The sequence below is a fragment of the Paraburkholderia sp. BGA-UO-ETr-F21 genome (assembly GCF_059567925.1).
On sequence record NZ_JCAQOY010000027.1, the window covers coordinates 1 to 13600 of the forward strand.

Sequence of the window (13600 nt, forward strand, 5' to 3'; positions counted from 1 at the left end):
AGGGCCGCTCAGATTAGCGCAAGAAAAATCCAATGTTACCAGGTCAAGTCGAAATGATCCAGCACGTTTTCATAACCAAAAGTCTTATGATAGGAATTTACGCTTACCTTGCTCATACCCCTATCCTGATACCACTTCAGGATTCGCTCGTCGTGCTACAGCCGAACCTGGCGCACGTGCATCAACTATGCAACGGGCGGCACGAACTCCTCTACCATCCGGCTTCCCGCCGGGACATCCAGCGCGACAATGACGCTGCGCGGCGCGTTCGCACGTTGAGGCGGTTGGACCTGTATAGCGAGTTGCCGGAGGGGCCCGCGTGTCCCTGGAATGTGCCGGGGACATCGGAAAACGACAAGTGCGACAACTCGATCCTTTTCGCGTTGGAGCGCGACGCGGCGCATGTGCTGGTCACGGAAGATCGTGGGCTGCACAGAAAGGCACTGGCACGGAACCTCGCCAGTCGCGTCTACTTCATCCAGACAATCGAAGATCTGCTGAGTCGACTTCACGAGCCCGCGGCTGTCGAGCTGCCGGACATCATTGACGTCGAACTGAACGAACTCACGCCCCAACTGGCGGATCCGTTCTTCAACAGTCTGCGCGATGGATACGCCGGTTTCGACCGGTGGTATCGCGCGAAGGCGCGCGAAGGGCGTCATGCGTGGATCTACCGGCACGGACCGGCGAATGATCTGTCTGCGATCTGTATTTATGCCGTGCAGACGGACGAAGCATTCACTGACGCCGGCGACGAGTTGGCCGGGCGGGCTTTGAAACTTTGCACCTTCAAGGTCGGCGAACTCGTCCGCGGGCGCAAGATCGGAGAACTGTTCCTTAAAATGGCGTTCCGCTACGCGACGGCGAACGCATGCGAGCATGTGTTCATTGACGTACGGGAAGACGACGATCCTGACCAGAGCCATCCAGAACTGGTTGCGTTGCTCGTTGATTTTGGCTTCGAACGCAGGGGCACGCATAACGGAGACCGCGTATTTGTGAAGCGTCATCCTGTTGCCGCGCCCGTCGCAGATCCCCGCGCGCTTGATCCGTTTGACTACACGCGTAGTTTCTACCCGCATTTCCGCTCCGATCTGGCGATCCGGAAATTCATCATTCCGATCAGGCCCCAGTATCACCGGGTACTGTTTCCGGACTGCCCTGGAAATGAGGAACAGCGACCCAATGGCCACGGCGAACATGTCGGCAACGCGATCAAGCTCGCCTATCTGTCGCACTCACCATCGGCGCAGATCAGGCGCGGTGATGTCGTCCTTTTCTATCGCGGGTACGATAGCCACGCCGTCACGACGCTAGTCGTGGCGGAAGAATTTCGTACGCTAACCGATGCCAACGAGATCGCGCAACTCGTGAGTCGCCGGACCGTCTACACGGACAATGAGATCGAGGCGATGGTCCAGCATCCGTCGGGTGTTCGTGTCATGCTGTTTCGAACGATTGAGCACTTTGACCACCCCGTTTCACGCGCTGCGCTGCCGGCCGCGGTCCGCGGAAACATTCAATCTACCCGTTTAATCTCTGATGACACTTTTTCCCGAATCCTCCGAGCAGCTGGGCGGTAGAGCCGTTCTGCTGTCGGTCAAGCCGCGCTTTTGCGATCAGATTCTCGCACGCAGCAAGCGGGTCGAGTTTCGTCGAAGCTGGCCCGCCGGTACCGATATCGGCGTAATGGTTTTGTACTCATCGTCTCCGGTTCAGCAACTCGTCGGCGTCGCGTTCGTTGACCACGTGGAAGAACGCGATGACGAGGGCCTCTGGGCGCTGGCGTGCCAGTTCGGCGGTGGCCTGGAACGGGACGAGCTCACCGGCTACTTTCATGGAAAAAAGAAAGGGTTCGGCATCCTGATCAATGAAGTGAGGGTTGCTCCGGTGGCAGTCGATCCCAAGCATCTCTTTCGGGATTTCCGACCACCGCAGTCGTATCAGTATCTTTCGCCAGAGGAATTCTCGTTGGTGATGGCTCGCCTCTTTCCGTCGGAGCAAAAATGAAGAACACGTTTGTGGCTGGAATTCACGCCGTCGGCAAGTCGTACCTTTGCACTCAGGCGGCGTCGACCGGTGATTGGCTACATTCTTCGGCCAGCGCACTGATCAAGCAGGAATTGGGCAGCGCGAACTGGGATAGCGCGAAGCTCGTTGATGATCCGAATATAAATCAGAAGGCACTAATCGCGGCCGTTTCCAGAATCAATGGCGATGGCCGAAAGCTGTTGCTGGATGGTCACTTTGTGTTGCGCAACGCCAAAGATGAGTTCGTTTTCCTCGGAGCCGACGTTTTCGCCGATCTGAATCTTGATGGCGTAATACTCGTCGAAGCCCCGGCATCGCTGGTCGCCGAACGGCTTCAACAACGGGACGGCGTTATCCGTCGCGAGAGCGATATTCAGGCATTCCTAGATGCCGAACGCCGTCAGGCAGAATCGGTTTGCTCCGCGTTGGGTCTCAAACTGACTATTCTCGAAGCGCCTGACCAAATAGCGTTCTCCAGCGCGATCGCGGGAAGCGGATCACAAGCGGCAAGCTAAAAACGGGGACCGCTACGGAACACTGAATGTTGAAAGCGCGCTGGTTTGACTCGCCCGGCTCGAGGCTCTTCCAAATATGACGACGCTTGAGACTGGGATATGGCTCCTCATACTGTCAGATCGCATGATTGGTCAGCTTGAGGCGGCCGGCCGAAATCCGACCATTCATGAGCAGCAATAGTTAAGCTACGTGCTGCACGGTGTGTCCGGAGAAAACTTTGAAGATGCCTTGTCCAATGTCCAAGCCTTAGCCGCAGGATCTCCGGATCAAGTCGTCGTAGGTAACACCAAGCTTTTGGGCGGGGCATACACGAATGTCCGTGATGACTGCTTGTCGATGCATCAGGTCAACTTCTAATAACGTGGCTCGAAGACGATCGGGGCCGAGAGTTGCATATTGGTATCCACAAACTCGATGATCAGCATGGCTTTTGCATTTCGAGGCCCCGACGCAATACACGCGACGATATAGCCTGCCCCGATGCTGACGAAAGGAACCGGCCACACGCCGCGGGATGATTTCGAACACTCCTGCGCTTACACAGGCCGCGGGCGGACCAAAGATTGGGTCAAGATAAAGTAGTCCGAGTACAGCCGACCCGCGGTGCTCGGGCAAGAATCAGGTCGCGGGCAGCCAATGGCCGTCAACCAGCATAACGCCTAGATTCGCTTGGCCTTTGCCAATAACGTCGGTGCCAAGCACAGGAAAGGACGTCTGAAGCTGCTTGTTTTCCGCCCACTTCGGAACGTCGACCATCTCATACGAGTACGTAACGGTTGTGACCGTGTCGCTGCCGACTTTCGTTGGCTCGTCCCACTTCAGCACCTTCGTCAATTTCATCTTTCCGTAGCAGAATCGACCGTAATCCTTTCCCGGAAAAGGCTGACGCTGGTCCAAGACCAACTGTTTTTTGCCTTCTTCCGTGAGCGTGAAAATGGCCTTCTTGCGGAAATTGGTGGAGTAGTTCGGCCCCTCCTCTTTCACCGTAGCAATCCCCGCCTGCACGAAACCTACCCCGGCATCATAAAAGGCGTAGGGGTTGCCGTGATCGCTAGGTTCGGCCGTCGCAGGCCAATCCGCAAGTGGCAAGCACCGCACGGGGTTTGAGGCAAGTTTCTGGTTGACGGCCGCTGCGAAGTTGGCTTCGTTTGGCGTTGATTTGCTCGAACAGCCGACAACCAATACGGTTGCGGCGAGAGCACTGAGAGTGAACATTGAGCGCATCTGCATTATCGAATTCCAAGAATCCTAAGAGGATTGCAGGCGCGAATATTACACCAACCCGATAAATTGACTGTGCGCTATTGGAAGACATAACTCTGCAGGCGGGGCCATCGCGACGAGCTTCCGGCGAGTGGGCGTCCGGTTCTTGAGTCAGACCCCAATTAAAATTTAGATCGGCATCGACTTTCAAGACGTTAATTGGAGTAACTCGATTGCACCGGTGCAATTTCAAGCATGTTGCACCGGTGCAACTTTCCGCCTCAGTTTTAATTGAGTTTGCGCTTGGCGTAACCCTGGATATACTGTGTTTTTATACAGTATTTCGGGGTAGTCATGAGCGCCGTTCCTTTACCCGAAACAATCCATCCCACCTTGTGGACCTATACCCTAACGATGCATAGTTTGTGGCGTGCGAGCATGAACGCGTTGCGCGACAAGGCTTTCGCGTAGCTCCGCATTCGATGTATGACTACATTGAAATACATCGTTTCGAACGGGCCTCGGTAGCTTCGTGAAAGATCCGTTCCTTGGGAAAAGGATGGCTGGTAACTAAACCGGCTGTTCGAGTGGCCGCATTCTGACCCGCTGGAACAGCCGGAGCTGGCCGGTCACCGCCTGACGACGATTGGCGGCATGCGACCCGAAGCGGCCGGTCGGGCCAACGCAGCAGCAATGTCGGCTCTCGAAGTACAGCGGACCCTCGCCTCTTTGCGCATGGAGGCAAGTCGACGGCCGATGGGGTTGGTCGCACGTGATTCGCGTGAGTATCTTCTAGCGGAGAGAAGGCGCTGGCGAAGAGTTTCGCCACCGTACTATGCAAAGTCGCATAGCCTCAAGCCAGCTTTCCGTCACCTTCTAGCAATGAAGTATCCGACTGCCGAGAAAATGGTCCAGCATCTCAAGTCGATCGTTGCCCCAGAACAGGCGATCGTTGGCCAGGAACGAGGGCGCACCAAACACGCCTCTCCCGATCGCGTCATTGGTGTTCTGCTCGACCAATTCCTTGTATCGCGAAGACATCCCGGCAGTTGCCAGTTCTCGTGCATCCAGGCCGATGGATGCGCCAATTTCTCCAAGCGTCGACAGATCGCTGATGTCACGGCTTTCCGACCAGTATGCGTGCATGGTCGCCCTCACAAACTCATACGCCTTGCCTTGTTCGGCTGCGTAAACACTGCATCTAAGCGCGCGGGACGGGCGCAGCGGAAAATCCGGGTGATATCGGACCACGAGGTTCCGCTGCATAGCCCAGTCCTGCATGTCCTGCATGAACCAGCGAACGAACGCGCCTGAGGCTTCCAGTGGTTTCCGACCGCCAATTCGATCGATGAGATTCGCGAGATGCATCGGTTTCCACACAATCGGACTTCCGTGCTTCGCAGCGATCTGCACGAAGCGGTCGATTGCGAGAAAGCACCACGGGCTGTGGAAGTCGAAGAAAAATTCGACTGGTCCCCGATCGACCGGAGGCACCGTCGATGTGGAAAATCGCGTGAGGTCGACGAGTGTCCGATCATGCGAGCCCGACATGATCACGCGGTCCCGCTGCTTGACACGCACCCCAAAGCGAATAACGCGTCCTGCCACGAATTCCACAACCGATTCGCAGACCATGGCGATCCCTGGCCACGCAGGCGCAACATGTTTGACCTCAACGGACGTGCCTACCGAACCCCATCCAGTATCGTAGGAATGCTTCAAATTCAAATGACAGGTCTGCTCCACAAAAGCAATCGTCGCCGGTGTTGACACGGCCTCAACCCCCGTGTTGCCAATTGCGGCCGCGGTATCTGCATCCGTTGGAAGGTATTCGCATGCGAAACGGCGGCCGACCTCGATCGCACTCATGTCAGCTCCTTTAGCTGCCCTTCTTTCACCGCGACCTGGAGTTGACGTTTGAGGATTTTCCCGCTCGATGTCATTGGCCACTCAGAGACTGAAAACACTCTGGCCGGATGTTTGAACCCTGCGATCCTGCCGCGACAAAACTGCTTGAGATCGGCTGGCGTCAGCGGCGCATCGGACTCAATTGCCGCAGCGACAACCTCTCCATAGTAGTGATCCGGCACCGCGAAAACTGCGATTTCCCGGATGTCCGGATGCTCTCTGAGCAAGTTTTCGACTTCGACCGGGTACACGTTCTCACCGCCTCGGATGATCACGTCGCGCAGTCGCCCTCCCACCAGCTCCACACGCCCGTCATGGCGTACACAGCCAAGATCGCCGGTTTGCATCCAGCCATCGCTGTCGATGGTTCGAGCTGTTTCGACGGGATCCTCGTGATACCCGAGCATAACCATCGGGCCGCGCACTTCAAGCTGTCCCACGTCGCCAGTGCCGAGCGGCATCCGGGTGTGAACGTCGGTCACGCGCACTTCCATACCGTTGAGCGGCAGCCCGGCCGTGCGCACACGCTGGGGACTCGCAGCGTCATCGAGTGCAATCAGCGTACTCGCTTCGGTCTGGCCGTAGACCTGGACCAGCCCGTGAATGGGAAATTCGTTTGCGCAGCGCTCAAGCAAAGCGGGATCGCAATCAGCGCCGCCGCAGGTACCCGTTCTCAGTGAACCAAGCTCGTACTCTGCGCGCCCGGGATAGTTGAGCATCGCCAGATAGGAGGTCGGCACGCCAGTCAGCACCGTGCATCGCTCGTCCTCAATAAGTTGGAGCATGCGTCCCGCGTCGAAGGCACTTATACCAACATAGGTCGCGCCCGCAAGTAACGCGGCGAGGGAGTTCATGATGCAACCCGCGCAATGAAAGAGCGGGATGATTGAGGTCCAGCGATCACCCGCGACGACACCGAGGCGTTCAATCGTTCCGCGTGCGTTGCGCAGCATCCCGTCGAAACACAATACCGCCCCCTTCGGCCTGCCGGTCGTACCAGACGTGTACTGAATGCTCGCGGCGTCACGTACATTCCACTTCCATGCGTCTACTGGCGTCCCGCTATGCTCGCCAAGAAGCGCCCGATACGACAGCGTCCCTAGCGAGCCGCTTACAGGTTCGTCGAAACTGACCACGACGCGTAGGTGTTCGAGCTGCGACCGAATTGATTCGATGATTGACCGATATTCATTCGCGCGAAAACACTCCGACAGCAGGATGGCGCTGACGCGGGCATGTGACAGCACATGCCGCACGTCGTCCTCACGGAGGTGCGTGTTCACGGGGACCAGCACAGCGCCAATCGCCGCGATGGCGACCTGCGCGACCAGCCACTCGATGCGATTCTCGGCCCAGATCGCAACCGTCTCGCCTGGGCGGACGCCGGCGTGCCGCAGTGCGGACGCGAGAGCGTCCACGTCGTGCAACCATTGCGCGAAGGTGAGACGCTGGCCGGTCTCGGGAAACACCAGGCCCTCCTGGTCGGGAAAGCGGGCGACACAGTGAAGAAGTGCCTCGTATGGATCGTCGGCGTGCATATTGTCGAATCTTGCGGTCATGGCGAGTACGTCAGCGGCTCAGTTCGTGGGAATGATCAGGTGATCGGGCAGCGCGCGGCGGCGCCTTCTGGCGACGAGGCCATAAAGCAGTCCCGTCGCAACCAGGCCGATCACCCAGGAAATATCGGAGTCTGCGAGTGCTCGTGCAATCGGCCCGGTATAAAACCCGCTCGAAATGAAAGGCAGTTCAAGCAGAACGCCGCAGACGTAGACCCCGATTGTCGGCAGGTTCCATTTTCCGTAGCGGCCATTGGGATCGGAGAGCGCCTGAAGGTCATAATTCGACCCATTGACGAAAAAATAATCGACGATGCTGATGGCGCTCCACGGGGTAATAAACGCCAGCAGAAAGATCAGAAATGACGAGAACGACTTGATAAAGGAGTGTGAACCCGTTATCGCGATCAAGACCGCGAGCGACACCATGCCGAGCACGTAGAAAAACCTGTGGCGCACCGATACGGTGTCGCGGTGGCGAAACGCGCCAATGATGGTCGCTGTCGACATGTAGCTGCTATAGGCGTTCAGCGTCATCATCGTTATCTTTCCGAAGCCGACAATGAAGTACAGCGCCATTGCCATGGCCCCTGTCGCCCCAAGTCCGACCACGAACTGCACCTCGCGTCCGGAGAAAGCGGCGCCAGCGAGTCCTGCGGCGAAAACACCGAACGTCATGGCCGCTTGCGACCCGATCACGGTGCCGAGGGATGCGGCCAGAAAGATCTTGATGCGCGATGTATTAGCCGGGAGGTAGCGAGCGTAGTCGGCCACGTAAGGCCCGTACGAAATCTGCCAGGCAGCCGCCAGCGAGACCGCGAACACGAAGTGACGCGCGACAAAGTCCCTGTGCGCAAGCAGACTTCTAATATCGTGATGCGTCAGTAAGGCAGCAAACATGTAGATGAACGCGCAGACGCCCACCACACTGGCCACCTTGGCGATTGAGTGGATTGTCCGATAACCGAGTGTCGCGAGAAGCAACGTCACGGTGCCAAACACCACGATGCCCAGCCAGTCGCTAACGCTCAGGATTCGGGCGACAGCCTGTCCGGCGAGCAATGTGCCGCCTGCCGAAAATCCTACGTAAAGGAAACTCACGAGCAGGAGCGGAATGACAGCGCCGAACACGCCAAACTGCACGCGGCTGCGGATCATTTGCGGCAGACCGATCTTGGGTCCGAACGATGCCTGCAGACCCATCACCATACTGCCGAGTAGCTGGCCGATCAGAAGGCCGATCAGTGACCAGAAGACATCGCCGCCCAGCACCACGGCGAGTGCACCCGTGACGATTGCAGTGATGTTCAGGTTGACGCCCAGCCACAGTGTGAACTGTCCGAATGCCGTGCCATGGCGCTCGTTGTCTGGAATGTAGTCAAGTGAACGCTTCTCTATCACTGGCGTGGAGCCGCCAACTTCATTTGAGAGAGCCATGGCTTGAGCCTTGAAGGGAATGATGGGACGCCCGAAGCAACGCGGCGTTGCGATATCACGCAGCAGTCAGATCAAACGATCGGACGTGCAATGGATGAGCAGATAGTAGGGAACGCGCCATATAATTAAAAATCTTCGTTTTTAATCTGTTGCATCAGCGATTTTGATACATTTCACATTGCGGCAAATCGAGTACTTCATGGCAGCGGTGGAACATCGCGGCGCGGTGGCGGCTGCGAAAGCTATGAACGTCTCCCAACCTTCAATTTCGCATGCGATCGGGGAACTTGAGGCGTTATGGAACGAGCGACTGTTCACCCGCGTACCGAGCCGAGGCTTGGAGTTGACGGCGGCTGGAAAGCGCCGCTACAAGGAAGCCCGCGAATTGATGCAGCGTGCGGCGCAACTCGGCGCACGGGACACCGAGAGCGTTGTCGGTGACCTGTCGGTTGGCTGTTTCGCAACACTAGGCGCACGCCACCTTCCGCCGATCATCCGGCATTTTCAGAATCACTACCCCGACGTTCGGCTGGCGATCCAGGAGGGTGATACAGAGGAACTCGTCGAAGAGGTGGAACGGGGCACGCTCGATCTGGCGCTGATCTACGATATGGATCTGGCACGCCAGGTAGTTCTTCACACGATTGGCGAGCAATCACCCTATGCGCTGCTACCAGAGGGTCATCGGCTTGCGAGGCAGAGTGTCGTAACGATCCATGACTTGGTCGACGAGCCGTTCTTCTTACTCGACATGCCACACAGTCGCGACTATTTTCTTTCGTTGTTCCGGCTGGCTGGCGTATCGCCGACGGTTGCGCTGGAATTGCGCTCCGTCGAGATGATCCGTTCGCTGGTCGCGAACGGGCATGGCGTTTCAATTCTCGTGACTCGCCCGGTCAGTGATTTAAGCTATGACGGGCGCCCGATCGTTTGCTGTCCTTTTGACTCCACTGTCCCTGCACAACGGGTTGTCGTCGCAGCGCCGCAGACCACACAATTGCCGAGGCCGGCTTCTGCGTTTCTTGAGGTGATGCGCGACCGGTTCATGAAGTCCTGAAAAAATCGAGTAGCGCGAGACTCATGATCGAGTTCGTCACATTTGTCTCGCTGAATGGAAATCCGTAGACTGGATCTGTTTGTCGTGACTTCAAGACGGGATAGTTCAACGTTGGAACGACCGTTCCCGGGGCAGTGCCGCCTTTGGATGTCCGTCCGCGCACTCGATCCGATGTCCGAAAGTGGCCGGCTCTTGCCTGTTGGGTATTCGCAGGACACCAGCCGTCCGAGTCAGCCCCGTTTCGCAAAAGCACACCCTCCGCTACGAGCCAATTATCTCGGCGGAGTGGCAACCTCGCGTCGACAGCAACCCGCATTTGTAAGGTCGCTGGACGCGGGTTGTCGCGTCATGGCAAAACGCCTATAATGAGTGGGCATTTTGCCGATATGGAGCATCGATGGAAACCATCACTTTTATACCGACCGGCGCCGGAGATCCGCGCCGCGCGGAGTTCGCGTTTCTCGAACACCTGTTGGCAAGCCGCATTCGCGGCGACGCTGACCTTGCCGACCTGGCTCATGAACGGGTCGACGTCGACGTGATTGATCGACTCAGTGCGCAAGGCCTCAAGGCAGACGAGTTGACCTTCATTATCCCGCGGCGCACGCTGACGCACCGTCGACAGCAGCATGAACGACTTTCGACGGAGGAATCCGACCGTGCCATTCGCCTGGCCAGAATTGTCGCGCAGGCGCATGCGGCATTCGGTGGCGCCGACAAGGCGATGCGTTGGTTGCGCAATCCACAAAATCGCTTCGCTGGTCGCAGCGCTCTTGTGATGGCGGCTACGGAACAGGGCGCCCGCTTGGTCGAGGAGGCGCTTGTACAGATCGACGAAGGGTATTTCGCCTGATGGTGCTCTGGCGGATCAGTAATTTCGCCGATCTGAAAGGAGTAGGCGGGCTGCGCGCCCCCGGGCGCTGGCATACCGCAGGACGGCCAGTTGTTTATCTGGCCGAGCATCCCGCCGGTGCGCTTCTGGAAACGCTCGTTCATCAGGAGATCGGTTCCGCCGCTGACCTGCCCGACACCTACCGATTGTTGCGCGTGGAGGTCGGTGAGCGAGTCAAGATCGCCGAGTTGGGAGAGGGCGCACTGCCCGAAGACTGGCGCGAAAATCCGTCCTGGACACAGGCTTCTGGCAGCGAATGGCTTCAGGGAGGCGCCACCGCGTTACTCAAGTTGCCCAGCGCTATCTTGCCCTTCGCATTCAATTACATTCTGAACCCGCTACACGAAGACGCGACCGATATCAGCGTAAGCATGGTCATCGATGTGCGTCATGACCCGCGGATCCTGCGCCTGTTGACACGAGCTTAGTTCGGTAGGGCTATGCTGCGGTTCGTCTATACGCGGCCTATGCCGGCGTACTCCGCGACGGAGCGATCGCGGCGCGGCCTCCAATTGACTTGGCAACACACAGCGCCATTTTTTCCTGACTCAGGCATGCTCATGGTGGGCCGTTGACCGGGCGGAGCCGACGTTCGAACGTCCGCATGAAAGCATGAGCCAACGTCCGTAGGTGGCCGACTGCTGCCTCCCCGGCTTGTCTTGCAAGCCCGTGGCTCGAGAAACCCGCACTTGCTTGACGTACTGACTTCCGACCGCTGCCCCACCGCGTGGCGACGGATCTTGGCGGCTCACCCGCAATATTGAAATCTTGCGCTACAATTACTGTATATCCATACAGTATTGGGGCTGATTGTGAATCGCAACGGCACAGCCGCTCAGCAGATACGCACCCCAGAAGAACGGGCGTGCTCCATCGATGCTGCCCTCGACTCAACTATGTATCCAGAGTCGGGGGGAATAAATGTATGGATGGGAAACCAGCTCGCGCGCGGCGCGGCACGGACGGTCAGTTGCGGCGATGAGGATCTGGCGCGGGAACTGCCCGGCGGCGGTTGGCCACGCGGTGCACTTACCGATCTGCTTGTCCAGCAGACCGGGTGCGGCGAACTGCGCCTGCTTCGGCCTGCATTTGAACAGCTTGCGTCGAAGCCGGTGGTTCTACTTCAGCCGCCACATGATCTCCAGCCGACGGCGTTTGCCTGGTGGGGGTTGGACGCAGCGAACCTTTTAACGTTGAAGGCGCCCAGAACGGCTGACGCGCTGTGGGCCGCGGAACAGGTTTTGCGGGCGGGCACATGCGGTGCCCTGCTTTTCTGGCAGAACCATGTGCGACCGGAGTCTCTGCGCCGTCTGCACTTGGCAGCGCAGACGGCCGAGTCGCTATTTTTCATGGTGCGACCGTTGGCGACGACACGCGACGCATCACCCGCACCACTGCGGCTTGCGATCCGCGGTGCGAAGGACGGTGTTGATATCCAGTTCCTGAAGCGCCGTGGCCCCGCGCGCGATGAGCTGCTGTTTGTGGCGCTGGCACCCTCCCCGATCCTGAATGTAAAACGCAATGCAACTGTGGATAGGCGTCCATCTCCCGTCGTTGTGCCTCGAAGTGTTCCGGCCGAAGTGGTCGCGTGAAGCCCTCGACGCAGCCAAGGGCCTTGCCGTGCTCGAAAAGGAGCGCGTCATTGCCGCGGATACGCCTGCGCGCGCTGCCGGCGTGTGCATCGGAATGCGCCGCGGCGGCGTCGTCACGCTGGCCCCCGCCACCGCACTGCACGAGCGCGACGGCGCCGCCGAAGTCAACGTCGTGCGCGAGGTCGCGACGGGTCTGCTAAACCTATCGCCACAGGTTGTTATCGCGGAAGAAAGCACAGTGCTCGTCGACGTGTCGGCGAGTCTCCGGCTCTTTGGCGGCATCCGCGCGGTACGCCGCATGGCACGCAGCGTCGCGGACGCCATTGGCGTGACGGCCAGCATCAGTGTTGCACCGACGGGACAGGCAGCATGGCTGCTCGCGCGCGATCGCGGCGGAGTCGCCATGTCTCACGAATCGCTGTCGCGCTCCCTGGCGAGTCTGCCGGTGAGCCTGCCCCCGCCCGCACGTCGCCATCTCGACTGGCTGACGGGCATAGGCTGCGAGTCGGTCGAACAACTGATGCGCCTGCCGCGCGCAGGCCTGAAGAAACGCTGTGGAACGGCATTGCTCGATCTGCTCGACCGCGCCTGTGGAGATGCACCCGAAGTGTATGAATGGTTTGAAACACCGCCGACCTTCCAGGCACGCTTGGAATTGCCCGACCGCATCGAGCACGCGGAAGCCTGCCTTTTTGCGGCGCGCCGGCTCGTCGTCCAGTTGACGGGCTGGCTGTCGCAGAAACAGCTTGCCGTCACCAGGATCGTCCTGCTGCTCGAACACGAACGCGGGCGCGACGCGATCGACCCGACCGCAATCGAAGTGTCGCTCGCCGAGCCAACATGGCGCGAGGATCACCTCGTACGCCTGCTGAAAGAACGGCTCACGCGTGTCGAACTGGCGGCCGCCGTCATTGCGCTGCAACTCGTTGTGCAGGAGGTCAGGGAGACCGAGGCTGCGTCGGACTTGCTTTTCCCGGAGCCTGGCGGCACTGCATCCGACCACGCGAGGCTACTCGAACTGCTGGTTGCGCGGCTGGGCGCAGAAAACGTGCTGCGGCCCGCGCCGGTCGCAGACCACCGGCCCGAGGTCGCCGCACGATGGGTATCTGTGACGGACAAGACAAAGTACGTCCCGCCGGCGACGGACACGCCGCGCCCCACGTGGCTGCTCGAGGCTCCGATCAAGCTGCTGATGCGGGGCGAACGGCCGTTTTATGGCACTCCCCTGCGCACTGTCTCGTCTGGCGAGCGTGTCGAAGCGGGCTGGTTCCAGGGCGAACCGGTAACGCGCGACTATTTCGTTGCGGAAGCTGACCACCACATCTGCTACTGGATCTTCCGTGAGCGGATTGGCGCAGTTGATGACGATGAGCCGCGCTGGTATCTGCATGGACTATTCGGGTAAGCG

Annotated in this window: 12 protein-coding genes; 8 read left to right on the forward strand and 4 right to left on the reverse strand. The window is 58.8% G+C overall.

All coding sequences use genetic code 11. The features are described from left to right. The first annotated feature begins 152 nt into the window (after positions 1-152). Genes AC57B1_RS15610 through AC57B1_RS15620 form a run of 3 tightly spaced genes read left to right on the forward strand, consistent with a single transcriptional unit; the run spans position 153 to position 2546 of the window. A complete protein-coding gene (locus tag AC57B1_RS15610) occupies positions 153-1583 on the forward strand; it encodes a PIN domain-containing protein (protein ID WP_454862555.1) in 1431 nt (476 codons plus the stop codon). Beyond that, positions 1543-2010: an ASCH domain-containing protein gene (locus AC57B1_RS15615; RefSeq protein WP_183802233.1), complete on the forward strand. Its 468-nt coding sequence runs from the start codon at positions 1543-1545 to the stop codon at positions 2008-2010. Before AC57B1_RS15610 ends, AC57B1_RS15615 begins: the two co-directional genes overlap by 41 nt. After that, positions 2007-2546 carry an ATP-binding protein gene (locus AC57B1_RS15620; protein ID WP_183802236.1) on the forward strand — a complete coding sequence of 180 codons (540 nt, stop codon included), beginning with the start codon at positions 2007-2009 and terminating at the stop codon, positions 2544-2546. Before AC57B1_RS15615 ends, AC57B1_RS15620 begins: the two co-directional genes overlap by 4 nt. Before the next feature lie 619 nt (positions 2547-3165). Here AC57B1_RS15620 and AC57B1_RS15625 read toward each other — a convergent pair. The 4 genes from AC57B1_RS15625 to AC57B1_RS15640 all read right to left on the reverse strand — a co-directional run bounded on the left by AC57B1_RS15625 (position 3166) and on the right by AC57B1_RS15640 (position 8651). Next, a complete protein-coding gene (locus AC57B1_RS15625; RefSeq protein ID WP_183802239.1) occupies positions 3166-3762 on the reverse strand; it encodes an SEN1982 family lipoprotein in 597 nt (198 codons plus the stop codon). Positions 3763-4626: 864 nt separating this feature from the next. Continuing rightward, positions 4627-5619, reverse strand: a complete 993-nt coding sequence (locus AC57B1_RS15630) for a thioesterase, FlK family (protein ID WP_183802242.1) — start codon at positions 5617-5619, stop codon at positions 4627-4629. Continuing rightward, the gene (locus AC57B1_RS15635) at positions 5616-7217 is read right to left on the reverse strand and encodes a class I adenylate-forming enzyme family protein (RefSeq protein ID WP_183802245.1); all 1602 of its coding nucleotides are present in this window, start codon (positions 7215-7217) and stop codon (positions 5616-5618) included. The genes AC57B1_RS15630 and AC57B1_RS15635 overlap by 4 nt, the downstream gene beginning before the upstream one ends. Positions 7218-7235: 18 nt before the next feature. Continuing rightward, positions 7236-8651: a purine-cytosine permease family protein gene (locus AC57B1_RS15640; protein ID WP_183802249.1), complete on the reverse strand. Its 1416-nt coding sequence runs from the start codon at positions 8649-8651 to the stop codon at positions 7236-7238. A gap of 178 nt (positions 8652-8829) precedes the next feature. Here AC57B1_RS15640 and AC57B1_RS15645 point away from each other — a divergent pair, with 178 nt between their 5' ends. From AC57B1_RS15645 to AC57B1_RS15665, 5 genes are all read left to right on the forward strand, one after another. Next, positions 8830-9708 (forward strand): LysR family transcriptional regulator, encoded by an 879-nt coding sequence (locus AC57B1_RS15645; RefSeq protein ID WP_260332560.1) that lies wholly within the window; start codon positions 8830-8832, stop codon positions 9706-9708. A gap of 397 nt (positions 9709-10105) precedes the next feature. Further along, entirely contained in the window at positions 10106-10561 is a 456-nt protein-coding gene (locus tag AC57B1_RS15650; protein WP_183802255.1) for an Xre family toxin-antitoxin system antitoxin, read from the forward strand. Continuing rightward, entirely contained in the window at positions 10558-11028 is a 471-nt protein-coding gene (locus AC57B1_RS15655) for an RES family NAD+ phosphorylase (RefSeq protein ID WP_087135629.1), read from the forward strand. The genes AC57B1_RS15650 and AC57B1_RS15655 overlap by 4 nt, the downstream gene beginning before the upstream one ends. 501 nt (positions 11029-11529) lie before the next feature. Beyond that, on the forward strand, positions 11530-12192 hold the full coding sequence (gene imuA / locus AC57B1_RS15660; RefSeq protein ID WP_260332548.1) for a translesion DNA synthesis-associated protein ImuA: 663 nt from the start codon (positions 11530-11532) through the stop codon (positions 12190-12192). Then, positions 12122-13597, forward strand: a complete 1476-nt coding sequence (locus AC57B1_RS15665) for a Y-family DNA polymerase (protein ID WP_183802261.1) — start codon at positions 12122-12124, stop codon at positions 13595-13597. Before imuA ends, AC57B1_RS15665 begins: the two co-directional genes overlap by 71 nt. The last annotated feature ends 3 nt before the right edge of the window (positions 13598-13600 follow it).